The sequence below is a fragment of the Mesorhizobium sp. M6A.T.Cr.TU.014.01.1.1 genome (assembly GCF_004022765.1).
Lineage (GTDB): Bacteria > Pseudomonadota > Alphaproteobacteria > Rhizobiales > Rhizobiaceae > Mesorhizobium > Mesorhizobium mediterraneum.
The window spans coordinates 87989-110453 of the sequence record NZ_RZPG01000017.1 but is presented as its reverse complement, the minus strand read 5'-3'; the positions used below and the strand labels follow the sequence as shown (position 1 = coordinate 110453).

The 22465-nt window shown below is 61.5% G+C and carries 24 protein-coding genes; 7 read left to right on the top strand and 17 right to left on the bottom strand.

Features of this window, described 5'->3' with window-relative positions; translation table 11 throughout:
* Nucleotides 1-6: 6 nt before the first annotated feature.
* The 3 genes from frr to EN885_RS20060 all read right to left on the bottom strand — a co-directional run bounded on the left by frr (nt 7) and on the right by EN885_RS20060 (nt 2654).
* On the bottom strand, nt 7-561 hold the full coding sequence (gene frr / locus EN885_RS20070; protein ID WP_095485252.1) for a ribosome recycling factor: 555 nt from the start codon (nt 559-561) through the stop codon (nt 7-9).
* A gap of 125 nt (nt 562-686) precedes the next feature.
* The gene (gene pyrH, locus EN885_RS20065) at nt 687-1409 is read right to left on the bottom strand and encodes a UMP kinase (RefSeq protein WP_111546675.1); all 723 of its coding nucleotides are present in this window, start codon (nt 1407-1409) and stop codon (nt 687-689) included.
* A gap of 138 nt (nt 1410-1547) precedes the next feature.
* Complete coding sequence (locus EN885_RS20060; RefSeq protein ID WP_128242568.1) at nt 1548-2654, bottom strand: aldo/keto reductase; 1107 nt, start codon at nt 2652-2654, stop codon at nt 1548-1550.
* Nucleotides 2655-2767: 113 nt separating this feature from the next.
* On the opposite strand from EN885_RS20060, the gene EN885_RS20055 reads away from it, so the two are divergent.
* Nucleotides 2768-3706: a LysR family transcriptional regulator gene (locus EN885_RS20055; RefSeq protein WP_128242567.1), complete on the top strand. Its 939-nt coding sequence runs from the start codon at nt 2768-2770 to the stop codon at nt 3704-3706.
* Between the two features lie 8 nt (nt 3707-3714).
* On the opposite strand, the gene tsf is transcribed toward EN885_RS20055, so the two are convergent.
* The 6 genes from tsf to EN885_RS20025 form a co-directional block, all read right to left on the bottom strand.
* Nucleotides 3715-4638, bottom strand: coding sequence for a translation elongation factor Ts (tsf, locus tag EN885_RS20050; RefSeq protein ID WP_095485255.1), 924 nt, complete (start codon nt 4636-4638; stop codon nt 3715-3717).
* 118 nt (nt 4639-4756) lie between these two features.
* Complete coding sequence (gene rpsB / locus EN885_RS20045; RefSeq protein WP_128242566.1) at nt 4757-5542, bottom strand: 30S ribosomal protein S2; 786 nt, start codon at nt 5540-5542, stop codon at nt 4757-4759.
* Nucleotides 5543-5720: 178 nt separating this feature from the next.
* Nucleotides 5721-6332 (bottom strand): LysE family translocator, encoded by a 612-nt coding sequence (locus EN885_RS20040; RefSeq protein WP_127203835.1) that lies wholly within the window; start codon nt 6330-6332, stop codon nt 5721-5723.
* On the bottom strand, nt 6329-6607 hold the full coding sequence (locus EN885_RS20035) for a DUF4031 domain-containing protein (protein WP_126106476.1): 279 nt from the start codon (nt 6605-6607) through the stop codon (nt 6329-6331). The genes EN885_RS20040 and EN885_RS20035 overlap by 4 nt, the downstream gene beginning before the upstream one ends.
* A gap of 69 nt (nt 6608-6676) precedes the next feature.
* Complete coding sequence (locus EN885_RS20030; protein WP_128242565.1) at nt 6677-7975, bottom strand: hypothetical protein; 1299 nt, start codon at nt 7973-7975, stop codon at nt 6677-6679.
* 100 nt (nt 7976-8075) lie between these two features.
* Nucleotides 8076-8906: a cell envelope integrity EipB family protein gene (locus EN885_RS20025; RefSeq protein ID WP_128242564.1), complete on the bottom strand. Its 831-nt coding sequence runs from the start codon at nt 8904-8906 to the stop codon at nt 8076-8078.
* 138 nt (nt 8907-9044) lie between these two features.
* On the opposite strand from EN885_RS20025, the gene EN885_RS20020 reads away from it, so the two are divergent.
* The 4 genes from EN885_RS20020 to EN885_RS20005 are packed head-to-tail and all read left to right on the top strand — an operon-like array spanning nt 9045 to nt 11963.
* Nucleotides 9045-9509: a RidA family protein gene (locus EN885_RS20020; protein ID WP_128242563.1), complete on the top strand. Its 465-nt coding sequence runs from the start codon at nt 9045-9047 to the stop codon at nt 9507-9509.
* A gap of 7 nt (nt 9510-9516) precedes the next feature.
* The gene (locus tag EN885_RS20015) at nt 9517-10245 is read left to right on the top strand and encodes a glycerophosphodiester phosphodiesterase (RefSeq protein ID WP_095485261.1); all 729 of its coding nucleotides are present in this window, start codon (nt 9517-9519) and stop codon (nt 10243-10245) included.
* 41 nt (nt 10246-10286) lie between these two features.
* On the top strand, nt 10287-11504 hold the full coding sequence (locus tag EN885_RS20010) for a GNAT family N-acetyltransferase (protein WP_128242562.1): 1218 nt from the start codon (nt 10287-10289) through the stop codon (nt 11502-11504).
* 27 nt (nt 11505-11531) lie between these two features.
* Nucleotides 11532-11963 (top strand): HIT family protein, encoded by a 432-nt coding sequence (locus EN885_RS20005; RefSeq protein ID WP_095485263.1) that lies wholly within the window; start codon nt 11532-11534, stop codon nt 11961-11963.
* 87 nt (nt 11964-12050) lie between these two features.
* Here the strand turns inward: EN885_RS20005 and clpA are convergent, their stop codons facing one another.
* The 3 genes from clpA to EN885_RS19990 all read right to left on the bottom strand — a co-directional run bounded on the left by clpA (nt 12051) and on the right by EN885_RS19990 (nt 15457).
* Nucleotides 12051-14519, bottom strand: coding sequence for an ATP-dependent Clp protease ATP-binding subunit ClpA (gene clpA, locus EN885_RS20000; protein WP_127291670.1), 2469 nt, complete (start codon nt 14517-14519; stop codon nt 12051-12053).
* 6 nt (nt 14520-14525) lie between these two features.
* Entirely contained in the window at nt 14526-14852 is a 327-nt protein-coding gene (clpS, locus tag EN885_RS19995; protein WP_036241697.1) for an ATP-dependent Clp protease adapter ClpS, read from the bottom strand.
* 275 nt (nt 14853-15127) lie between these two features.
* The gene (locus EN885_RS19990; protein WP_127203828.1) at nt 15128-15457 is read right to left on the bottom strand and encodes a phasin family protein; all 330 of its coding nucleotides are present in this window, start codon (nt 15455-15457) and stop codon (nt 15128-15130) included.
* A gap of 330 nt (nt 15458-15787) precedes the next feature.
* Between EN885_RS19990 and EN885_RS19985 the strand changes: the two genes are divergently transcribed.
* Nucleotides 15788-17164 carry a D-alanyl-D-alanine carboxypeptidase gene (locus tag EN885_RS19985; protein WP_127291668.1) on the top strand — a complete coding sequence of 459 codons (1377 nt, stop codon included), beginning with the start codon at nt 15788-15790 and terminating at the stop codon, nt 17162-17164.
* A gap of 46 nt (nt 17165-17210) precedes the next feature.
* Here the strand turns inward: EN885_RS19985 and EN885_RS19980 are convergent, their stop codons facing one another.
* From EN885_RS19980 to EN885_RS19965, 4 genes are all read right to left on the bottom strand, one after another.
* Nucleotides 17211-17912, bottom strand: coding sequence for a DnaJ domain-containing protein (locus tag EN885_RS19980; protein ID WP_185928245.1), 702 nt, complete (start codon nt 17910-17912; stop codon nt 17211-17213).
* Complete coding sequence (locus tag EN885_RS19975) at nt 17909-18640, bottom strand: hypothetical protein (RefSeq protein WP_095485268.1); 732 nt, start codon at nt 18638-18640, stop codon at nt 17909-17911. The genes EN885_RS19980 and EN885_RS19975 overlap by 4 nt, the downstream gene beginning before the upstream one ends.
* Before the next feature lie 88 nt (nt 18641-18728).
* Nucleotides 18729-19166 (bottom strand): DUF1489 family protein, encoded by a 438-nt coding sequence (locus tag EN885_RS19970; protein WP_095485269.1) that lies wholly within the window; start codon nt 19164-19166, stop codon nt 18729-18731.
* An 84-nt stretch (nt 19167-19250) separates the two neighbouring features.
* Nucleotides 19251-20654, bottom strand: coding sequence for an L-serine ammonia-lyase (locus EN885_RS19965; RefSeq protein WP_095485562.1), 1404 nt, complete (start codon nt 20652-20654; stop codon nt 19251-19253).
* Between the two features lie 161 nt (nt 20655-20815).
* Here EN885_RS19965 and EN885_RS19960 point away from each other — a divergent pair, with 161 nt between their 5' ends.
* The gene (locus EN885_RS19960) at nt 20816-21571 is read left to right on the top strand and encodes a DUF599 domain-containing protein (RefSeq protein WP_127205639.1); all 756 of its coding nucleotides are present in this window, start codon (nt 20816-20818) and stop codon (nt 21569-21571) included.
* On the opposite strand, the gene EN885_RS19955 is transcribed toward EN885_RS19960, so the two are convergent.
* Entirely contained in the window at nt 21508-22311 is an 804-nt protein-coding gene (locus EN885_RS19955) for a YdcF family protein (RefSeq protein ID WP_127205640.1), read from the bottom strand. The genes EN885_RS19960 and EN885_RS19955 overlap by 64 nt on opposite strands.
* Nucleotides 22312-22465: the final 154 nt, after the last annotated feature.

Below are 22465 nucleotides of genomic sequence, written 5' to 3'. Positions count from 1 at the left end.
GGACCCTTAAACCTGCATGATTTCAGCTTCCTTGTCGGAAAGCAGATGGTCGATGGTGCCGATCATCTCGTCGGTGAGCTTCTGCACCTGGTCGGACCGCTTGCGCTGATCGTCCTCGCTGATATCGCCGTCCTTTTCCGCCTTTTTGAGAAACTCCATGCCGTCCCGGCGCACGTGGCGCACGGCGATGCGGGCATTCTCGGCATAACCATGCGAGATCTTGACCAGCTCCTTGCGGCGCTGCTCGTTGAGCTCGGGCAGCGGAATTCTAAGATTGGTGCCGTCGACGATCGGATTGAAGCCGAGATTGGATTCGCGGATGGCGCGATCGACCGCGCCGACCATCGACTTGTCCCAGACCGAAACCGAAATCATGCGCGGCTCCGGCACCGACACGTTCGCCACTTGGTTGATAGGCATGGTGGTGCCATAGGCCTGCACCTGGATTGCGTCGAGCAGGTTGCTCGAGGCGCGACCGGTCCGCAGCGAAGCCAGATCGTGCTTGAACGCAGCGATCGCCCCGTCCATACGCCGTTTGAGATCATCGTATTCGCCACTCATCATCGTCTCCTCGACCCGTTAGCCCGGGTTCACTGTTCAGGGATAACCCCGTGTTCGAGCCTCAATCCGAAACCGGCTCCCGCTTTTCGCTTACGCGGACCCTCGGTTCGGGATAGTGCTCCCGATCAGTCGTCCGCGACGACCGTGCAACGGCCGCCGCCCCTCAGAATATCACCGAAACCACCCTTCTCGTGGATCGAATAGACGATTATCGGAATGTTGTTTTCGCGCGCAAGTGCAATCGCGGCTGTATCCATGATCGAAAGGCCGCGTTTTATGACTTCGCCATGGCTGATGCGCTCGAAGCGTGTAGCATTCGGGTCCTTCTTGGGATCGGCCGAATAGACGCCGTCGACCTGCGTGCCCTTGAACAGCGCATCGGCGCCGATTTCCGCCGCGCGAAGCGCCGCGGCCGAATCGGTGGTGAAGAACGGATTGCCGGTGCCGCCGGCGAAAATGACGACCTTGCCCTGGTTCATGTAGGCGGTCGCCTGGCGCTGCGAAAAGCTCTCGCAAAGCTCTGGCATGGCGATTGCCGACAGCACCACCGCGTCGACGCCGATCTTGTTCAGCGAAGTGCGCAGCGCCAGCGAGTTGATGACGGTGGCGAGCATGCCCATGTGGTCGCCGGTGACCCGGTCACCGCCCTTGGACGCAACCGCCACGCCGCGAAAGATGTTGCCGCCGCCGATGACGACGCCGACCTCGATGCCCAGGGCGCGGGCCTCGGCGATATCGGCAGCGATGCGATCGACCACCGATACGTCGATGCCGAAATGCTGTTCACCCATCAGCGCTTCGCCCGAAGCTTTCAGCAAGACACGTCGATAGAGGGGCTTCACCGTCATCTGGTCCTCATCATTATGCATGTGACGCGTCTGGGGCGGCTTCCCCGCGCAGGCGCTGCCCCGAAACATTGGCGTTCCGATACACGAAGGGCGCCGCGATGTCACGCGGCGCCCGAGCCGGAAAACTCTCTTCCCCTCTTAGCTTACGCCAGCAAAAGCACCTTGCATGAGCAGATCCGGCAGATAGCCAGCCGGCTTATCGCCGACCGCCTGGCCTCCCGTAAGGCCGCCCTGTATTTCCGAGCCGAAGAACGAATACGGAAAGGGTGTGATCGGTCGGCTCACCGCATCGAGCCGTGCCCGAAGCTCCTGCGGAATGTCGAAATCGAGCGCGCCGAGATTGTCCTTGAGTTGATCCAGCTTCGTCGCACCGATGATCACCGACGCAATGCCGGGCTGGGTCGCGGCCCAGTTCAAGGCGACCTGAGCCATGCTGCGGCCGAGCTGACTTGCGACCTTTTCCAGCTCGGCGACGATCTCCCAGTTGCGATCGTTGAATTTCTGAAACCCAGGATTGGTCGAGCCGCGCATCGTCTCCAGCCTGCCGCCTGCCTCATTCACTGTATCGGAACGATATTTCCCGCTGAGCAGACCGCTGGCCAACGGGCTCCAGACCATTATACCCGCACCGTGGCGCGTGCCGAATGGCACGAACTCATGTTCGATGTTGCGCTCCGCCAGCGAATATTCGAGCTGAAGCGCCGAAACCGGTTCATAGCCGCGGTGCTCGGCTACCGACTGGGCCCGGCTTGCGTACCACGCCGGCACGTCCGACAGGCCGACATGGCGGATCTTTCCGGCGCGGACCAGATCATCCAGCGTCCGCATCACCTCCTCCGGAGGCGTCAGCCTGTCCCAGGCATGCAGGATGTAGAGATCGATATAATCGGTGCTGAGGCGCTTCAACGAGCCTTCGACCGCGCGGATGATGTTCTTGCGGCCGTTGCCTCCGGCATTCGGATTGCCTTCTTCGAGGTTCATGCTGAATTTGGTGCTGATCACCGCCTTGTCGCGCAGCCCACGCTCGGCGATGAATTCGCCAAGCCAGGTTTCGGATGTGCCTCCGGTATAGGCGTCGGCCGTATCGAAGAAATTGCCGCCTGCCTCGACATAGGCATCGACCATCGCGCGGGCCGTTTCCTTTTCGGCTCCCCAGCCCCATTCCGTGCCGAAGGTCATAGTGCCGAACGCGAGGCGGGTGACACGCAGCCCGCTGTTGCCGAGCGTGTAATAGGACATGGTCATTGGTCGTCTCCTTGCTGCTTACAGAATTGGTGTTCAATGCAGCCTAGATGCGCCTCCTCTGTCCGATTGATAAGTTTGCATTATTAGCATGGACTATGCGATGTTGTTCATGAATGGATCGAGACCTGCTCAGCCATCTTCCTGTCGTCGTCGCTGTGGCGCGGCGCGGCGGCTTTGCCTTGGCCGCCGCCGAACTCGGCATGAGTCCGTCGGCAGTCAGCCATGCGGTGCGGCTGGTGGAGGAGCGGATCGGCCAACCGCTGTTTGCCCGCACCACGCGCAGTGTCGCTCTGACTGAGGCCGGCGAGGCGCTTGTCGCGGCAGCGGAGCCGGCGCTGGGAGACATCGCGGACCGGATGGAGCGTATCCGCTCGGTCAAAGGCAGAGCGAGCGGGCTGCTCAGGATCAACGCGCCGCGCATTGCGCTGCCTCTGGCCCTGATGCCCATCCTGTCGGCAATGGCGGAGCGTTATCCCGACGTGACGGTGGAGATCGTCACCGACGAACGCTTGAGCGACATCGTCGGCGAAGGTTTCGACGCTGGCATCCGGCTTGGCGAGATGATCGCCGAGGACATGGTGACGGTGCGGCTGACCCAGCCTTTCCGCACCATCGTCGTCGCCTCTCCGGCCTATGTCGGCCGTCATGGGCAGCCACGGACGCTGGCCGATCTCTCGGCGCACAACTGCATCGGATACAGGCTGCTGCGATCGCGTGCTCTCTACCGCTGGGACCTGAACGACCAGGGCAAGGATATCAGCGTCGAGACGCGCGGCAGCGTCGTCCTCACCGATCCGCTTTCGGCGCGAGATATGGCGCTGGCCGGCATCGGCCTCGCCTATCTGTTCGAGCCGCTTGTCCGGGCTGACGTAGAGGCCGGCCGGCTGGTAGAAGTCCTGCGCGACACCTCGATCGATGAACCGGGGCTGTTCCTCTATTTTCCACGCCGGGCGGCGATGGCGCCGAAGCTCAGGGCCTTCATCGACACCGCGCAAGAAATCGGCCGGGCATCCTCGCGGACACCCGGCCGTAAAGTCTTTTCAGAAAGATAGAGTGCGGTTTACTTCTTGACCGCTGCCGCGACTTCCGCCGCGAAATCGGTCTCTTCCTTCTCGATGCCCTCGCCGAGCGCGAAGCGCAGATAGGCAGTGATCTTGGCCGGTGCGCCTATTTCCTTTTCGGCATCCGTCAGCGCCTTCTCGACGGTGATGTCGGGATTGAGCACAAAAGCCTGCTTGAGCAGCACGACCTCTTCGTAGAACTTGCGCAGACGGCCCTCGACCATCTTCTCGATAATCGCTTCCGGCTTGCCGGACTGGCGCGCCTGGTCGGCGAAGATCGCCTTCTCGCGCTCGACCGCGGCCGGATCGAGTTGTTCCGTCGTCAGCGCCATCGGGTTGGTGGCGGCGACATGCATGGCGACCTGGCGGGCAAAGGCGTTGGCTGCCTGCGCGTTGCCTGTTGTTTCGATGGCGACCAGCACGCCGAGCTTGCCAAGGCCGTCGGCAACCGCATTGTGGACGTAGGTCGCAACAGCGCCGTGTTCGACGGTGAGCTTGGCCGAACGGCGGAAACCAAGATTCTCGCCGATCGTGCCGACAGCGTCCTTGATGGTCTCGGTGACCGACTTGTCCGAACCCGGATACGGCGCGGCTGCGACGGCCTCCGTCTTGCCGCCATAGGCGAGCGCGACCTTGGCAACCTTGGCGACGATCTCCTGGAAGGCGGCGTTGCGGGCAACGAAGTCCGTCTCGGAATTGACCTCGACGACTGCCGCCTCGCGGATACCGGAATCGACGCCGATGAGACCCTCGGCCGCGGTACGGCCGGCCTTCTTGTCGGCCTTGGAGATGCCCTTCTTGCGCAGCCAGTCGACGGCCTCTTCCATGTTGCCGTTGGTCTCGTTCAACGCCGCCTTGCAATCCATCATGCCCGCGCCGGTCAAGTCGCGGAGTTCTTTGACCTGTGCAGCCGAAATGCTCATTGTCGCCTCTTTGTTTTAAAATGCACCGACGCACCACCGGTCCTCGATGATGCGCCTGGCGCCAGCGCTCAGCGCGCCAAAATATGAGAAAGATGAAGGCCGAAACCGGCCTTCGCTGTTACGCTTCCGGTGTCTGGGCAGCCGGTGTCTCGGCGGCCGGCGTCGGCTCGACCGGAGCCTCGGCCAAAGCGCCGACATCGACGCCGAGCGCGCCCTGCTGGCGGGCGATGCCGTCGATTGCAGCCTTGGCGATCAGATCGCAATAGAGCTGGATGGCGCGGGCAGCGTCGTCATTGCCCGGAATCGGGAAATCGATCTTGTCCGGGTCGCAGTTGGAATCGATGATGGCGACGACCGGGATGCCGAGACGCTTGGCCTCGAGGATGGCGATCGCTTCCTTGTTGGTGTCGATCACGAACATCAGGTCGGGCGTCGAGCCCATGTCCTTGATGCCGCCCAGCGCCTTGTCGAGCTTCTCGCGCTCGCGATCGAGGTTGAGGCGCTCCTTCTTGGTGAGCCCTTGGGCCTCGCCTGCCAGCATCTCGTCGAGCTTGCGCAAGCGCTGGATGGAATTCGAGATCGTCTTCCAGTTGGTCATCATGCCGCCGAGCCAGCGGGAGTTGACATAGTACTGGGCCGAGCGCTGCGCGGCGTCGGCGACGATGTCGGACGCCTGACGCTTGGTGCCGACGAACAGCACGCGGCCACCCTTGGCGACGGTGTCGGAAACCTGCTTCAGCGCCTGGTGCAGCAGCGGCACCGTCTGCGAGAGGTCGATGATGTGGATGTTATTGCGGGCGCCATAGATATAGGGCGCCATCTTCGGGTTCCAGCGGTGGGTCTGGTGGCCGAAGTGAATGCCAGCTTCCAAAAGCTGACGCATGCTGAAATCAGGCAGAGCCATTCTCGAGTATCCTTTCCGGTTAGCCTCCACGGACACAGGCATTTCTGGACTTTGTCCTCGAACGCCACCGGAGGTTTCAGCCGGATTTCTCCCGGGCAGACACCAAAGTCCGTGTGTGGAATGAGCGCGCATATAGAGGGGATGCGCGACAAACGCAAGCGCTGCGGTGTCTTGCGGCTCAACGTGCGGCGATCAGCGCACCGGTGCCGATCATGGCGCCGCCGGCAAACCTGTTCATCAAGCGCATCCGCCTCGGCGTTTTGAACCAGCTCGAAGCCTGCCCGGCAAGCACCGCATAGACGCCCATGGTGATAATATTGACGCCGATCACGACCGCAACCACGAGCAGCCCCTCAGCGAGGCTCATCGTGTTGAGATCGAGGATCAGCGGCATAATCGAGGCGTGGAACAGGATCGCCTTGGGATTACCCAGAGCAATGGAGATGCCGAGGAAAAACGATCGGGACAGTCTTGCCTGCGTTGCCTGCAGTCCGCTCGATTCCGCCGAAGCCGATCGCCACATCCTGATGCCAAGAAACATCAGATAGGCAGCACCCGCATATTTCAGGATGAGAAAAACCCATTCGAAGGTCTGTGCCAGTGCCACGAGACCGAGCAGCGCCAAAGTCACCAGCACCGCGTCGCCGGCGGCGATGCCGAGACCAGCCAGGAAAGCGCGAACGAAGCCACGCGAGACGCCGTTGGCGATGACCGTGAATACAGCCGGGCCAGGCGTGGCGGCGGCAAATGTGATCGCAGCGCAGTAAGCCAGAAATACCGTCAGCGTCATGGTCGTATCTTCCCCTTCGGCACGCGAACACGCCGGAAAACAGCAACGATCTCCTCGCGGCTGCATTCGAGGGCGCCTAGCCGTACCGCGCGGTCGCGTTCGAAGCCGGTTATGTCATAATGCGGCGCCGATGTCTTCGGCGGTCCCTGATAGGACGAACGCTTGACGCCGAGCTGTGCTGCAAAACGGTGCAACTCGTCGGTGTCGTCGGCCAGCAGGTGACACCAGCGGTGGCCGACCCATTTCCAGATCGCCGCGTCGACATAGACCGCCATGAGGCTCGCCGCACTCCTTCATCTTGCGCCGTCCAGCGGAGCCAGCTCAAATGGAGCCAAGATCCAATGCTAGTGATGATAGAAGGGATTCGGATAGAAAATGAAGCCGCCGGCGGCTTCGAGTTCGGCTACGGTCCTGGTGACGGCCTCCTGCATGCGGCTGTGCAACTCTGCAAGCGCATCTTCGATCGAGCCGGGATAGGCGTGCAATCCCAACGGCTCCGGCACCCGGATATGAGCGCAGCGCGGCCCGGCCGGTTGCGGCACGAAGCGGTTAATCGTATCGCGCAGCCCGCCCTTGCAATAATCGTTGCGAATGCGCTTCAGATGTTCCGCGATCTCCTCCTGCGTGATGCGCGGGTTGGCTGAGGCCCACCGTCCGACGCGTTGGAGACGCTGGATCGTGTCTGCCAGCGCCCGGACCTGTTTTTGCCGTTCGGTGTCGCCGATCTCTTCCCGCAGCCAGCGGCGCGACCTGCGCAAAAGCTCGGCGATCTCGTTGGCGTCGGGATCGACCGAAATACCCTCCCCCAGGCGCCGGCTCAATTCGAGCAGCAGTTGCTTCTGACGCGCGGCATACGAAGCCCGTTCGTCGGGCGCCATGCCACAGGCGATCTCATCGCGTGACAGCAGCGCCGCATAGATATGGTGGACGCGCTCCGGCAGCGTATCGATGGCACGACGTTCGATCTTCAGGCTTTTCTCGACATAGGCACACTCCTGCGCCAGCGCCGGCTCGACATTTTTGGTGAAGGCGAGCTTCCAGACAACCGGCGCGATCCAAACCCTGGAATCCTGATCGGTGGCGCGACCGCGCTTGAGCGCTTCGAACCCCATCTCGACAGCGCCCGGAAGAAGCGGACCGACGACATTGGCATGCCAGCCGACGCCGCCTTCGGGATGCAAGAGCACACCATGCCCTTTCAGCGCCCAGGCGATCGAGTGCTCCTTGGCAGCCCCGCTGTTGCCGGGAATCTGGGCGATCAGATTGTTGGCCAGCCAGAATTTCTGCATGATCCGGCCGAGGCCGTTGACGACGCCATGCGTGGCCCAGGATGCCGCGAGTGGACTGACCTGCGAGACGATCTCCTTGTCGATCATCCAGTCAGTAAAGAATTCCGGATGGTTGGGCGTGATGAACGTCGCCTTGCCTGCGCCGCAACAGGCCTTCAGCCGCTGCCGGTCGTCGTCGGGAAAGTCGATATGGCGAACATAGGCGACGCCGCGCAATCCGGCCAGGCGGTTGAACGGCAACAGATCGCGAAACCCGGGAATGCCGTGCAGCATGACAAGCCGGTTGACGACGGTCATGATCCTGATCAGCGCCGGATTAGGCCTCGGCGCCACGAACACATCGATTCTGCTCAACCCACCCCCCGATCGACCCGTCGGCATAGAGGTTGAGATGCAAATGCGGCGTGTTCAAGTCATTCGTCGCCGCCTTGCGGGCGTGATTAACCTGAAGCCCCTATTTCGGCGGACAGGGCTTCGACTGATCGAACAACGACAGATTGACCAGCTTGCCGGTCATCGAGAACTCGCCGTAGTCCATGACGAGGTCGCGCGTGATGCCGTTCTCATGCAGCTTGAAGCTGATCCGGTACTCCGGCACCTCCTCGCCTGACTTGTCGGTGCCGTCGAAATAGGCGATGTCGACTGGCCAGTATTTGTCGGTGGCGAGTTTCGCCAGTGCCGGCGCTTCCGGATCAGTCTTGTCGGCATCGGCTTTCTTGCCGACGACGACGGTGGTGGTCATCACCTTGTCTGCATCTTCCGAGCCGTCGAATAGGTTGGTTTCGTAGAAATTTTCGCCCTTTTCGGCCTTGTCGATCAGTTCGACCAGGTGCTGGGTCGGAAACTGGGTGGCGGTCAATTCGAGGCTGTTCTTCTCCGGCTTGTCGATGTCGACCTTGAGGCCTTTCGTCTCCTTCGTCGCCGTGCCCTTGACCTCCTTGTCAAGGTTCTGGTCGACGAAGGATTTTGTCACGAACGAGAAGGTCTTGCCTTCGGCGTCCTCGAAAGTGGTCGTCTGCTGGTCGGTCAGCTTTGTTGTATTGTCATTGGTGGCGATCTGGGTGACGAAGCGGAACTTCACCGTGTACCCTTCGCAAGGCGAGCCGTTGAACTCATAGACCATGCGGCCGGAAATGCCGGTGATGCCCGAGCGGTCGGAAGCCTTGTCCAGGCTCAGATCGTAAACCGCGCGATGCGCCTGCAGTGCCGGTACCGCAAAAGCCGGCGCCATCGAGAACACCGCTGGCAGCAGGACTGCATGGAATGCGAGGCGTGTTGCGCGCATGAGGAGCTCCGATCATCGCGCCTGATGGCAGGCAGCAGGGAAAGATGGTCCAGCTTAAAAAAAGTCGTGGCGGAAGCGAGGCAAAAATAGCAATTTCGGCCCGACCTGCGCGGCGTCATCAAGCAATAGGGAAATACCATGAATGAAACAATCGAAAAGCGGCTAAGCGACCTCGGCGTGACGCTTCCGATCGCCGCCGCGCCCGCCGCCAACTACGTGCCCTTTTGCAGGTCAGGCAATCTGCTGTTCACCGCCGGACAGCTGCCGCTCAAGGACGGCAAGGTGCAGGCGAGCGGACTGCTCGGCCGCGATGTCGACACCGCAACTGGCAAGGAAGCGGCAAAATACTGCGCGATCAACATATTGGCGCAGGCCAAGGCAGCACTTGGCGATCTCGAGAGAATCCGCCGCCTGGTGAAGATCACCGTCTTCGTCGCCTCGGCGCCCGATTTTGTAGAGCAGCATCTGGTTGCCAACGGCGCCTCGGATTTTCTGGTTGCAGTGCTTGGCGATCACGGCAAACATGCCCGCTCCGCCGTCGGCGCCGCCTCCCTGCCGCTTAATGCCGCAGTGGAAATCGAAGCCACTTTCGAAGTCGAATGAGCCAGACATGACCGACCTTTCCTGGCTGACCGCCCGACCCGTGGCCCATCGCGGCCTCCACGACATGAACAAGACGCGCTGGGAGAACACTCTCTCCGCCTTCGCCGCGGCAGCCGAACGCGGCTATGCGATCGAATGCGACGTGCATCTGTCGTCTGACCGCATCCCGGTCATCATCCATGACCGTGATCTGAAGCGGCTGACCGGCCAGGACGGTTTCGTCTGGCAGCGCACGGCAGCGGAAATGACGGCGCTCAAGATCGGCGGCACATCGGACCATCTGCCGACCCTGCAGCAGGCACTCGACCTGGTCGATGGTCGTGTGCCGATGGTCGTCGAGCTGAAAGGGGCCCCCGGCCATGACGAAGGCCTGGTGGAAAGCGTCGGCAAGATGCTCAAGCGCTACAAGGGCAAGGCGGCAATCATGTCGTTCGACCACTGGCTGATCCGCGATTTCCCGAAACACGCGCCCGGCATTCCGGGCGGGCTGACCGCCTATGGCAAAGACACACCCCTGATCGAGGCGCATTTCGCCATGCTGGCGCATGACATCGCCTTCACCTCCTATGCCGCCGGCGACCTGCCGAACCGGTTCGTCTCCTTCGTGCGCGAAAGGCTCAAAATGCCGGTAATCACCTGGACGGTGCTCGACCAGCCGGCGGTCGACCTGACCTTCAGATATGCCGATCAGATGACGTTCGAAGGATTCGAACCCGATCTTATACAGGTCGCTTGAACCGGGCTTGCATGGACCGGCATGGAGCTTAAATAAGCCCAATGGATCAAGGCGATGAAGGCGACGGGCAAACGGCGAATGGAGAGTATGCGATCCGGGTTGCCTCCGGCATCGGAGCCTTTACCTGCGCGGAATGGGATGGCCTCGGCGGCACCACCCGCAGCGATACAGAAAACGGCTACAACCCACTCGTTTCATTCGCTTTTCTGAGTGCACTCGAGGATTCCGGCTGCGCCGTGCGGCGCACCGGCTGGCAGGGCCATCATCTCAGGCTGGAGACGGCGCAGGGAAAACTGCTCGGCGCCGTTCCCTGCTACCTGAAATCGCACAGCCAGGGCGAATATGTTTTCGACCACGGCTGGTCGGACGCGTTTGAGCGCGCCGGCGGGCGCTATTATCCAAAACTCCAATGCGCCGTGCCGTTCACGCCGGTCACCGGCCCTCGCCTGCTGGCCAACAAGGGCGAGGACAGTTGCGCAGTGAAAGCCGGCTTGGCAGCAGGCCTGAAGGCGGTGACGGAAAAGCTCGGCGTGTCTTCCGCGCACGTGACCTTCGCGCAGGAAAAAGATGTTGGGGCATTGGAAGCGGCGGGCTTCCTGCACCGCACCGACCAGCAGTTCCACTTCTTCAATGAAGGTTTTTCGACCTACGACGATTTTCTCGCCACTCTGGCATCGCGTAAGCGCAAGGCGTTGAAGAAGGAGCGGCGCGAGGCGCTCGCTCACGGCATCTCGATCGACTGGCTGACCGGCAAGGATCTGACCGAAAGGGTCTGGGACGACTTCTTTGCCTTCTACATGGATACCGGCAGCAGGAAATGGGGGCGGCCCTATCTCAGCCGCGAGTTCTTCTCGATGATCGGCGAGCGCATGGCCGACGACATCCTGCTGGTGATGGCCAAGCGCAATGGGCGCTACATTGCCGGCGCCATCAATTTCATCGGTTCCGATGCGCTCTACGGGCGCAACTGGGGCTGCATCGAAGACCATCCCTTCCTGCATTTCGAGGTCTGCTATCACCAGGCGATCGACTTCGCGATCGACCGCAAGCTGAAAGTGGTCGAAGCGGGCGCGCAGGGCGAGCACAAGCTGGCGCGTGGCTACAGGCCGGTTACCATGCATTCGGCGCATTACATCGCGCATCCCGGCTTGCGCAACGCGGTCGCCGACTATCTCAGGCGCGAGCGGCGTGAAGTGGAGCGGATGGGCGGCTATCTCGAAGAGCACACCCCGTTCCGCAAGGATCTGGCGGACGATTAAAGTAAGGAACAATCGGGAGCGCACGCCATGGCCGACCCCACCTACGACAGCAACAATATCTTCGCGAAAATCCTGCTCGGTGAAATCCCGTCGCATCGCGTCTATGAAGATGACGCGGTCGTCGCCTTCATGGACGTAATGCCGCAAGGGCCGGGTCATACACTGGTTGTGCCGAAGGCGCAGTCGCGCAACCTGCTCGACGCGGACCCAGCAACATTCGGCCCGCTCTTTGCCGTCGTGCAGAAGGTGGCGTTAGCGGTGAAGAAGGCTTTCGGCGCCGATGGTGTCACCATCCTGCAGTTCAACGAGCCTGCCTCGGGCCAGACCGTCTATCACCTCCATGTCCATGTCATTCCTCGCTTCGAAGGAATTCCTTTGACGCCGCATAGCGGGCAGATGGAGAAACCGGAAGTATTGGCTGAGAACGCTGGTAAGATACGAACGGCGCTGGGAAACTGAAGCTGGGCGTCGCACACAACGCCCCCGACCACTCATTATCCAATAAAAAAGCCCCGTTTCCGGGGCTTTTTTCAGCTTTCAGGGCCATCACGCCTTGCGGGGCAGTTGCGGCACCAGGCTGCGCTTACTGCCATCCTTGCTCTTAGGCCCCGCCTTCTGCGCTATCGCCTTTTTCGCGACGGGCTTCTTGGCGGCAGCCTTCTTGGGCTTCGGCGTGTCGTCCGGTTCTTCCTTCTTCGGCTTGACCGGCGCCTCGTCGGCGAGCGACTCGAGCTTCAGGCCGGTCTCGCCGGTCTCCTTCTTCTCGACGGTGACACGCACCGTGCCGCCCTTCTTGAGCTTGCCGAACAGCACCTCGTCCGCCAGCGGCTTCTTGATGTGCTCCTGGATGACGCGGCCGAGCGGCCGTGCTCCCATGCGCTCGTCATAGCCCTTCTCGGCCAGCCAGGCGATCGCCTCCTGCGACAGGTCGAAGGTGACGCCACGCTCGGAAAGCTGGGCCTCAAGCTGCATGACGAACTTCTGCACCACCTGGTGGATGACCGGAACCGGCAGCGAGCCGAATGGGATGATCGCATCGAGACGGTTGCGGAATTCCGGCGTGAACAGCCGGTTGATCGCCTCGACGTCGTCGCCTTCGCGCTTGGTCGAGCCGAAACCGATCGCCGCGCGCTGCGCATCCGAGGCGCCCGCATTGGTGGTCATGATCAAGATGACATTGCGGAAGTCGATCTGCTTGCCGTTGTGGTCGGTCAGCTTGCCATGGTCCATGACCTGCAACAGGATGTTGAACAGGTCCGGATGCGCCTTCTCGACCTCATCCAGCAACAGCACGCAATGCGGATGCTGGTCGACGCCGTCGGTCAACAGGCCGCCCTGGTCGAAGCCGACATAGCCGGGAGGCGCGCCGATCAGCCGCGAGACGGTGTGGCGTTCCATATATTCCGACATGTCGAAGCGGATCAGCTCGACACCGAGCGAAGCGGCGAGCTGCTTTGCCACTTCGGTCTTGCCGACGCCGGTCGGTCCCGAGAACAGATAGGAGCCGATCGGCTTCTCCGGCTCGCGCAGGCCCGCCCGGGCCAGCTTGATCGCCGAGGTCAACGCCGTGATCGCGGTATCCTGACCGTAGACGACGCGCTTCAGCTCAACATCGAGACCGGCCAGCACCTTCTCGTCGTCGGCGGAAACCGTCTTCGGCGGAATGCGGGCGATAGTGGCGATCGTCGCTTCGATCTCCTTGATGCCGATGGTCTTCTTGCGCTTGGCCTCCGGCACCAGCATTTGCGAGGCGCCGGTCTCGTCGATCACGTCGATCGCCTTGTCCGGCAGCTTGCGGTCGTTGATGTAGCGCGCCGACAATTCGACCGAAGCCTTGATCGCCTCAGCCGTATAGCGAACCTTGTGGAACTCCTCGAAATACGGCTTCAGGCCCTTCATGATCTCGATGGCGTCCTCGATGGTCGGCTCGTTGACGTCGATCTTCTGGAAGCGCCGCACCAGGGCGCGATCCTTCTCGAAGAACTGGCGGAATTCCTTGTAGGTGGTCGAGCCGATGCAGCGGATCGCGCCGGACGACAGCGCCGGCTTCAACAGATTCGACGCATCCATGGCGCCACCCGACGTCGCCCCTGCCCCGATCACCGTGTGGATCTCATCGATGAACAGGACCGCGCCCGGATAATCCTCGAGTTCCTTGACGACCTGCTTCAGCCGCTCCTCGAAATCGCCGCGATAGCGCGTGCCGGCCAGCAATGTTCCCATGTCGAGCGCGAAGATGGTGGCGTTGTGCAGCACTTCCGGCACGTCGCCCTCAACGATGCGTTTGGCAAGGCCTTCGGCGATCGCCGTCTTGCCGACGCCGGGGTCGCCGACGTAGAGCGGATTGTTCTTGGAGCGGCGGCACAGCACCTGGATGGTGCGGTTGATCTCGGACTCGCGGCCGATCAGCGGATCGATCTTGCCGGCCTTGGCCTTGTTGTTCAGGTTGACGCAATAGGCGGTAAGCGCGTCCTGCTGCTGCTTTTTCTTGCCGCCTTCCTCCTGCGGCTCGGCGCCGTTCTGACCGCCCTGCTCGTCATCGGCACCGCGCGGCGACCGCGTCTCGGATGCGCCGGGGCGCTTGGCGATGCCGTGCGAGATGTAGTTGACCGCGTCATAGCGGGTCATCTGCTGTTCCTGCAGGAAATAGGCGGCATGGCTCTCACGCTCGGCGAAGATGGCAACGAGCACGTTCGCGCCAGACACTTCCTCGCGGCCGGACGACTGAACATGGATCACCGCGCGCTGGATGACGCGCTGGAAACCGGCCGTCGGCTTGGAATCCTCGTCGTATCCGGTGACGAGATTGTCGAGCTCGGTGTCGATATAGGTGAGAACCGTATGCTTCAGCTCGTCGAGATCGACGTTGCAGGCGCGCATGACCGCGGCCGCCTCGGTATCATCGATGAGGGCGAGCAGCAAATGTTCAAGGGTTGCGTATTCGTGGTGCCGCTCGTTGGCGAGCGTCAGCGCCTGGTGAAGCGCCTTTTCCAGGCCTTGGGAGAAAGCCGGCATGTTACCTCACTTCTTCTCCATCACGCATTGCAGCGGATGCTGATTCTGTCGGGCGAAATCCATGACCTGAGACACTTTGGTCTCGGCCACCTCGAATGTATAGACCCCGCACTCGCCAACTCCATGATTGTGAACATGTAGCATGATGCGTGTGGCGGCTTCACGGTCCTTCTGGAAAAAACGCTCTAGCACGTGAACCACGAATTCCATGGGTGTGTAGTCGTCGTTGAGAATGAGGACCCGATAAAGGCTAGGCTTCTTGGTCTTGGTTTTAGTGCGCGTGATAACAGCCGTGCCGCGACCGGCCTCGTTGCCGTCGCTGCCGTTTTGCATACGCACCACATCTCCTGTGGCAGTCAAACCTGTAGTCACGTAGTCCTGCCTTTTTCGAATCCCCAAGCGAGTTCGACATGTAGGTGTTCGATGGACGATTTTAAGCCCTTCTGTTTAGCTGACAATATGGCTAGGTGGCCAAACTTGGCCGATTTTCGAAATCGTGAAGGCGGCAGAGCCCCTAATTTCAAATTGCCACGAAAAAACCCGGCCGCGCGTTCGCGACCGGGTCTGTCTTGCAGGCCCGAGGGCCATCTTCACATTTTATAGCGAGATTACTTCGCTTTTGCGACGATTGATTCGAACGGCTTGTAGGCTTCTTTGGCGAGCTCGGCATAGAGATCGCCGATCTTCGTCGCTTCGGTGACGAAGGATTCGTAGGACTGCTTGGCAAAATCGGACTGGATCTCGATCGCCTTCTCCAGTGACTTGGCCGACAAAAGTTTCTCTGCTGCTGCACTGCCGGCTTCGAAGCTCTTCTTGGTGTACTCGCCCGCCTCGGTGGCGATGGCCTGCGCACCCTTGGAAAGGGATGCGAAGCTCTTCAAGCCGGTGTCGGCAAACTCCTTGCCGTATTTGCTGAAATCTTCATAGGTCTGGGTCATTTCACGCTCCCTTGACGGTTGCCCTTGAACGGCGGACGCGCCCTGTCCGGGCCGCGTTGTGCAATGCAAGCAATATATTGTGCAATGCACAAAAAGTCAATGTTCGCCGAGTGCGACGCCAGCATGCCGGCCCGGCACATCGACCCGGTCGCCGGCCCAGGCACTAGCGGTGGCTAAAATTCGAATAAAGAGAAGCTCAAACCCGAAGAAAGTGGTGAACGTGGCGGTTACCATAAACGGATTGGTAACGCTGACCGCGATAGCTTGGCTGGAAGTGAGGCAGGAACCTTTGCCGCCTCCAGGGCAACAAAAAATCCAAAGGAACCATCGGTGCGTCAGGCGTTGTCGGGCATTCTCTCCAAATCCTCTTTGAAAACGATCATGATCCTCGCTTTGGCGATGACATTCGTCGTCGCCGACGCTGCTTCGTCCATGGCGGCGAGGTCGGCGGCCATCGTCATCGACGCCAAGACCGGCAAGGTGCTTTATTCTTCGAATGCGGATGGTCGGCGCTATCCCGCCTCGCTCACCAAGATGATGACGCTTTACATGGCCTTCGAGGCCATGGCGAAGGGCAAGATCAGCAAGAACTCCCGGGTCGTCTTCTCGGCCAATGCTGCTGCCGAACCGCCGACGAAACTCGGCGTCAGACCGGGCGGCGCGATCACGGTCGAGACCGCGATCCTGTCGATGGTGACCAAGTCGGCAAACGACTCGGCAACGGCGCTCGGCGAGCTTCTCGGCGGCAACGAAGCCAATTTCGCCCACATGATGACAGCCAAGGCGCGTGCACTGGGCATGAAGGGGACCGTTTTCCGCAACGCCCACGGCTTGCCAAATCCCGGTCAGTTCACGACCGCGCGCGACATGGCGGTGCTCGGCATCGCGCTACGGGAGCATTTTCCCCAATACTACGGCTATTTCTCACAACGTTCATTTCTCTACGGCCGCAAGCGCATCAACGGCCATAACCGCCTGCTTGGGCGCATCAAGGGGGTCGACGGCATCAAGACGGGTTACACCCGCGCCTCCGGCTACAATCTCGTCTCCTCGGTCGACGACGGCGATCGCCGCATCGTAGCAGTTGTCATAGGCGGGAAATCCGGCGGCAGCCGCGACAACCAGATGGCCGAATTGATCAACACCTACATGCCGAAGGCGTCGTCGCGCGGCAGCGGCATGCTGATCGCCAAGGCAGGCGGCGGCAATCCGATCACCGCGCTGGCAAAAGTGTTCCTGCCCAAGCGCGATGCGCCGACGCCGGACAGCAGGCCGGACGACGACGTCATTGCCTCCCTTGTTGAGGAAAGCGAGCCGGTCGTCGAAGAAACCACCCCCGTCGTTGAGACCAGGAAGGTCAAGACAGTGGCCGTGGCCACGGCGGACGATGTGGCGACCGCACGGGTCGCAGCAGCCTACGCCGAACCCGCGGCGGTCGACCCCGTCAACACGGCATCGGTGCCGTCCGGCTGGGCAGTCCAGGTCGCCTCTTCGCCAAAACAGTCCGAAGCTCAGGCTCTCCTGGACGAGACTAGCAAGCAGGCGCCTTCGATCCTCGCCGATGCCACAGGTTTCACCGTCGCCTTCGAAAAGGACGGCGTCACCTACTACCGCGCCCGGTTCGGCTTTGGTTCGAAGACTGCCGCCTGGAAAGCCTGCAACGCCCTGAAGAAAAAGAAAATCGAGTGCTACGCCGTCCAGCAGTAGACGACGTCGAAAACATCTCCCGGAAAAATTCTGCGTCGAAGGAGAACTAGTTGTGATTGGAGAGCAAGACGTCCTTGGCTTCATTGATCCGCGCCGCCAGAAAAGACGTGCCGCCGATATCGGGGTGCAGGCGCTGCATCAGGCGGCGGTGCGCCTTGCGGACATCCGCCGCGGCGGCCCCCGCTTCAAGACCAAGGATCTTGTAGGCCTCCTCCTTAGTCATGGCGCCCGAACCTGGCGAAACACCCAGCCCTTCGCCACCATTCGCCTCAGCGTCTTTGCGCCAGATGGGAAATCTGCCGTCAAGATACGTCTCTAGCAGCTGGCGGCTCTCCGGGTCGCCGGCGAGTTCGCGATAAAGCTGCTGCAATTCCGCAAGGCTCATGGTGCCGAGCATCTTGCCTTCATGCCGGCCGGCAAGCACCAGCCCCTCCAGACTGCCGGTATCGTGATCAAGCTCCATCTCAAGTGCCGCGGTACGCACCGTCGAATGCTTGCCCGGCTCCAGTTTCGCCGTCGGCCGCTTCATCCGCATGGAGCCATACCAGGCGAGCGCCGCCGACAGGATCAAGCCGCCGATGCCTTCGCGTCCGACCAGGAGCACGGCGACGCCGATCAGCGCCAACAGGACGGGCCCAAGCGTCCTCATTCCGCTGGCGAGTTTGGCAGGGTCGGCGCGGAGAAAGACCGTGACCACGCCGAGCAGCACCAAAAGCAACGCCACGAATGCGATAATCGCGCCCATCATTTCCTGCCGCCCCGCAGATGCTCGATCATCAGCCGGTCTTCCGCCCTGCCCCTGGCCTCCAGTGCCTTCAGCCCGCCGGTCGCAAACACGGCGACCGCCGAGAGCAGGCTGGCCAAGGTTGCGCCAGCCCGTCGATCAAATCGGAACCAAGCTCCTTTGGACAGCCGCGCAATTTCCTTGAACGCCTTTTCTGCGCCGGAATCATGGCCCTCCTGAAAGACGAAGACAGGAACGCCGTGCAGGCCCAGGCTGCCGGCCTTTTCCGCCAGATCGTCTATATTTTCTTCCATCGCATCGCCGATATAGACCAACGCGTTGACCTTGGCCGCAGCAGTCTGTTTCAGCGTATGGGCGAGGACCTTGCCGATCTGGGTGTGTCCGCTGCGGCAATCGATCCTCGTCATCAACTGTTTCAGCGCCTCCGTATCGCTGACGAATGCGGATGAGCGGCACTCGCCAAGGCCCCGAAAATAGACCAGTTGAACCTTGAGCGCTCCGGCCTTGCCGACCGCGTCGAACATCTCGCCCTGCAGCGCACAGGCGAGATCCCAGGTCGGCTGACGGCTCATCGTCGCGTCGAGTGACAGAATGAGCCTGCCAGAACCGGTCGCGGATGCTGCGAGCGTTTTTGCCTGACGGATAAAGGCGTCGATCTCGCCGGTGCTCGATTGGGGCTCGACCGGCGCAGGATTGGCCTTGGCGGGCACGGGCTGCTTCTTGTCGCTCATGACATTCAAGATGTGGCGTTGTCGCACAGCTTGCAAGCCCAGATGAGGCGACCTGGAGGGCCAGCGGCAGCTTTGAATTTGGGCCTTCCTAGAGAAGGCCGAGATCGGCAAGCTCGCGCCTGAGTTTCGGCGGCATCTCGACCAGCCCCGCTTTGCCCTTACCGAGATCGGCCGGTGCGTCCGACGGTTTCAGGTAGCGCCAGCCTTGAAAGGCCCGGCGCGGCTGCCAGTCGGTGCGCACGACCACAGGATCGAGCATCAGGTGACAGCGGCCAATGCCGTCATCATCGGTGAAAGGGCGGATTTCGGTGATCAACTGGCGGCACTGCACATTGCCCTTGATCACCCAGTAGAGGGAACCGCCATCGGTGACCTCGGCGCCGCGCGTCGGCATCATGCGTGTGGTGTGGTAATGCTCGGCCGGCTCGCCGGCGCGCCGCCGTTCGTCGAGGCGGAAGGCGATCCACTCTTCGAGATCTTCGACGCTGTCGCAGCCGACACAGAGCTTTATGATATTGAGAGACATGGATTAAGGTTTAGTCCTGCGCGCGAAGGCGTCAACGGCCTGGTCGACTTTCTCCACAGTGCCAATCCACGGTGCAAGGTTGGCTCAGCACTCCACGATATTGACGGCCAGTCCGCCGAGGCTGGTTTCCTTGTATTTCTCGTTCATGTCGAGGCCGGTCTGGCGCATGGTCTCGATCGCGGCATCAAGCGGCACGAAATGAACGCCGTCGCCCTTGATGGCCAGCGACGCGGCAGTCACCGCCTTGACGGCACCGAGCGCATTGCGCTCGATGCAAGGCACCTGCACCAGTCCGCCAACCGGATCGCAGGTCATGCCCAGATGATGTTCGAGCGCGATCTCGGCGGCGTTCTCGACCTGCTCCGGCGTGCCGCCCATGACGGCGCACAGCCCCGCCGCCGCCATCGCCGAGGCCGAACCGACCTCGCCCTGGCAGCCGACTTCGGCGCCTGAGATCGAAGCGTTGGTCTTGATGATGCCGCCGATCGCCGCCGCGGTCAGCAGGAAATCGCGGATACTTGGTTGGTCGGCCTCGGGATGGAAATGCAGCCAGTAGCGCAGCACCGCGGGCAGCGTGCCTGCAGCACCATTGGTCGGCGCGGTGACGACGCGCCCGCCGGCGGCGTTCTCCTCGTTCACCGCCATGGCATAGATCGACAGCCAGTCATTCGCGAGCAGCGGGTTGGGCCGGTTCTGCCGCCACTGCTCTTGCAGCTTGTCATGCAATTGCCGCGCGCGTCGGCGCACCTTCAGTCCGCCCGGCATGATGCCGTCCTGCGACAGGCCGCGTTCGATGCAGCTCTTCATGGCGCTCCAGATGCCGTCAAGACCGGCGTCGAGCTCCTCGCGCGACATCTGCGTCTCTTCGTTGACGCGCTTCATGTCGGCGATGGAAAGGCCGCTTTTCGCAGCCATCGACAGCATCTCGACGGCATTCTTGAAGGGGTATGGAACCTTCTTGCCTTCCGTCGTCACCGAGCCCTTCGCCTTCATACGCTGCAGCTCCTCCTCCGAAACCACGAAGCCGCCGCCGATCGAATAATAGATACGCTTGAGCAGCAGCCGGTCGTCGGCATCATAGGCGGAGAAAGCCATGCCGTTGGCATGGCCGGAAAGCGGCGTCTTGCGATCCAGCACCAGATCCGTTGCCGGGTCGAAGCGGTAGGAGGGATGGCCGGGCGGTGAAATCCGCTTCTCGGCAGCGATGCTGGCGACGATTCCATCCGCCTGATCGGGGTCCACCGTCTGGGGCGTCTGGCCGGCAAGGCCGAGCACAACGGCACGGTCGGAACCATGGCCGATGCCGGTATAGGCGAGCGAGCCGTGCAGGCTGGCGGCGATGCGGTCGACCCGGGCGCCGGCCGGGCGCGGCCAGTCATCTCCCGCGATCTCGTCGAGGAAACGCCGCGCAGCCGTCATCGGTCCCATCGTGTGCGAACTCGATGGTCCAATACCGATCTTGAACAGGTCGAAAACCGAAAGGAACACGCGCCGCTCTCTCCTATTGGAATTTACATATAGGAATTCCTGTGATGTTTCCGCTCTTTCGAAGATCGCGGCGCTGCACCTGCCGACCTTGTTTGCTCCGGCAGCGACATCGTTGCGCTCCGCCATCGAAGCGGCACCACCGCTTGTGGTAAAAGGGTCGCATGGGCGATTCCTTCCATTTGTCGACGGCAGACCTCGTGGCGCTGGCCTTCTTCCTTTTCGTATGGGTGCTGCATACGCTCGCCTCCGACGGAAAGCTGGTCAGCCGCATGTCGCTGACGACGGCGATGAACGTGCAGCGTGAAGCCTGGATGCGGACCATGGCCGAACGCGAGATTCGCATTGTCGACACCGCCATCATGGCAGGTCTTCAACAGGGAACCGCCTTTTTCGCCTCCAGCTCGCTGATTGCGATCGGCGGCTGTTTCGCCCTGCTCGGTGCCTCCGATCAGGTTGTTTCGGTGCTGAGCAACCTGCCGCTCGGCGCGACATCATCCCGCTCCGCCTTTCAGATGAAGGTGTTCGGATTGGTGCTGATCCTGGCCTATTCCTTCTTCAAGTTCGGCTGGGCCTACCGGCTGTTCAACTACTGCTCGATTCTGATCGGCGCGGTGCCGATCCCGCATGGCGAAGCCTCACGCAACCCGATCAGCGAGACGGCGGTATGGCGGGCGGCGCGCATGAACATGCTGGCCGGAAAACACTTCAATTCCGGCATGCGCGGTGTGTTCTTCTCGATCGGCTATCTCGGCTGGTTCGTCGATCCAAGTGTGTTCGTGCTGTCGACGCTGTTGTTGCTGGCGGTTCTGGTACGTCGCCAGTTCTTCTCAGCGGCGCGGCAAGCCGTGATCGGTCAGCCGCCCGAGCCGACACCAGGTCCGGGGAAAAGCCGATCGATGCGGCCCGACAGCCAATAGGTGACGAGCCCTATCCATTCACGGACCGCCGTGGTGGTGACCTCCAACCCGTTGTAAGGGGGAAGCGTGGCTATGTTTTCCTTACCGGAGGTCATGTAGTCGACCGGCCACGCAACGGTCGGAAAACCTGCTTTGTCGAACAGCGCCGTGGCCCGCGGCATGTGGAAGGCCGAGGTCACCAGCAGCCAGGTCTCGCCCGGTTTCGCCGTCACCAATTCCCTGGTGAAGATTGCGTTCTCGTAGGTGTTGCGGGATTTGTTCTCTAGGACCAGCCGATCGGCCGTCACGCCAAGCGCAGTGAGCAGGCGCGGGCCTGTGTCCGCATCGCCCTCACCTGCGGTCATCATCTCAACGGTGCCGCCGGAGATGACGATTTTCGCAGTCGGAAAACGCCGTGCCAGTACGGCCGCCTCGACGATCCGGTCGCCAGCGCCATTGATTTCATAGCCGCCACGCACGGCATTGATGGGGCTCTCCAGACCGCCGCCCAGCACAATGATACCATCAACCTTTTCCGGCAGCGGCGGCTTGGGGAAGCGATCTTCCAGCGGACTGATCATTATTGCGCCGAGCTCCGTCCATGTCGAAAGCGCAAGAATGAGAACGGCAAGGACGGTGCCGGCGGTCGCCCATCGCCGCCGTCCGAACATCGCCGCCACCAGCCCCGCCAGCAACAGGAAGATTGCAAAATTCAACGGCTGGACAAAGAACCAGAGCAATTTGGAAAGATAGAAGAACATCCCTCACCCCCACATCGGCCCAAATCGGAATCGATTCTCGGAAAGCACGATGCGCAGATTCAACGTGCTAGAGCGTACTTTGTGCGTCCAAGTGGACGCACGTCGCTCTAATGCATACCGCTCCATAAGCACGTGGCGCTTTTAGAGTAACAAC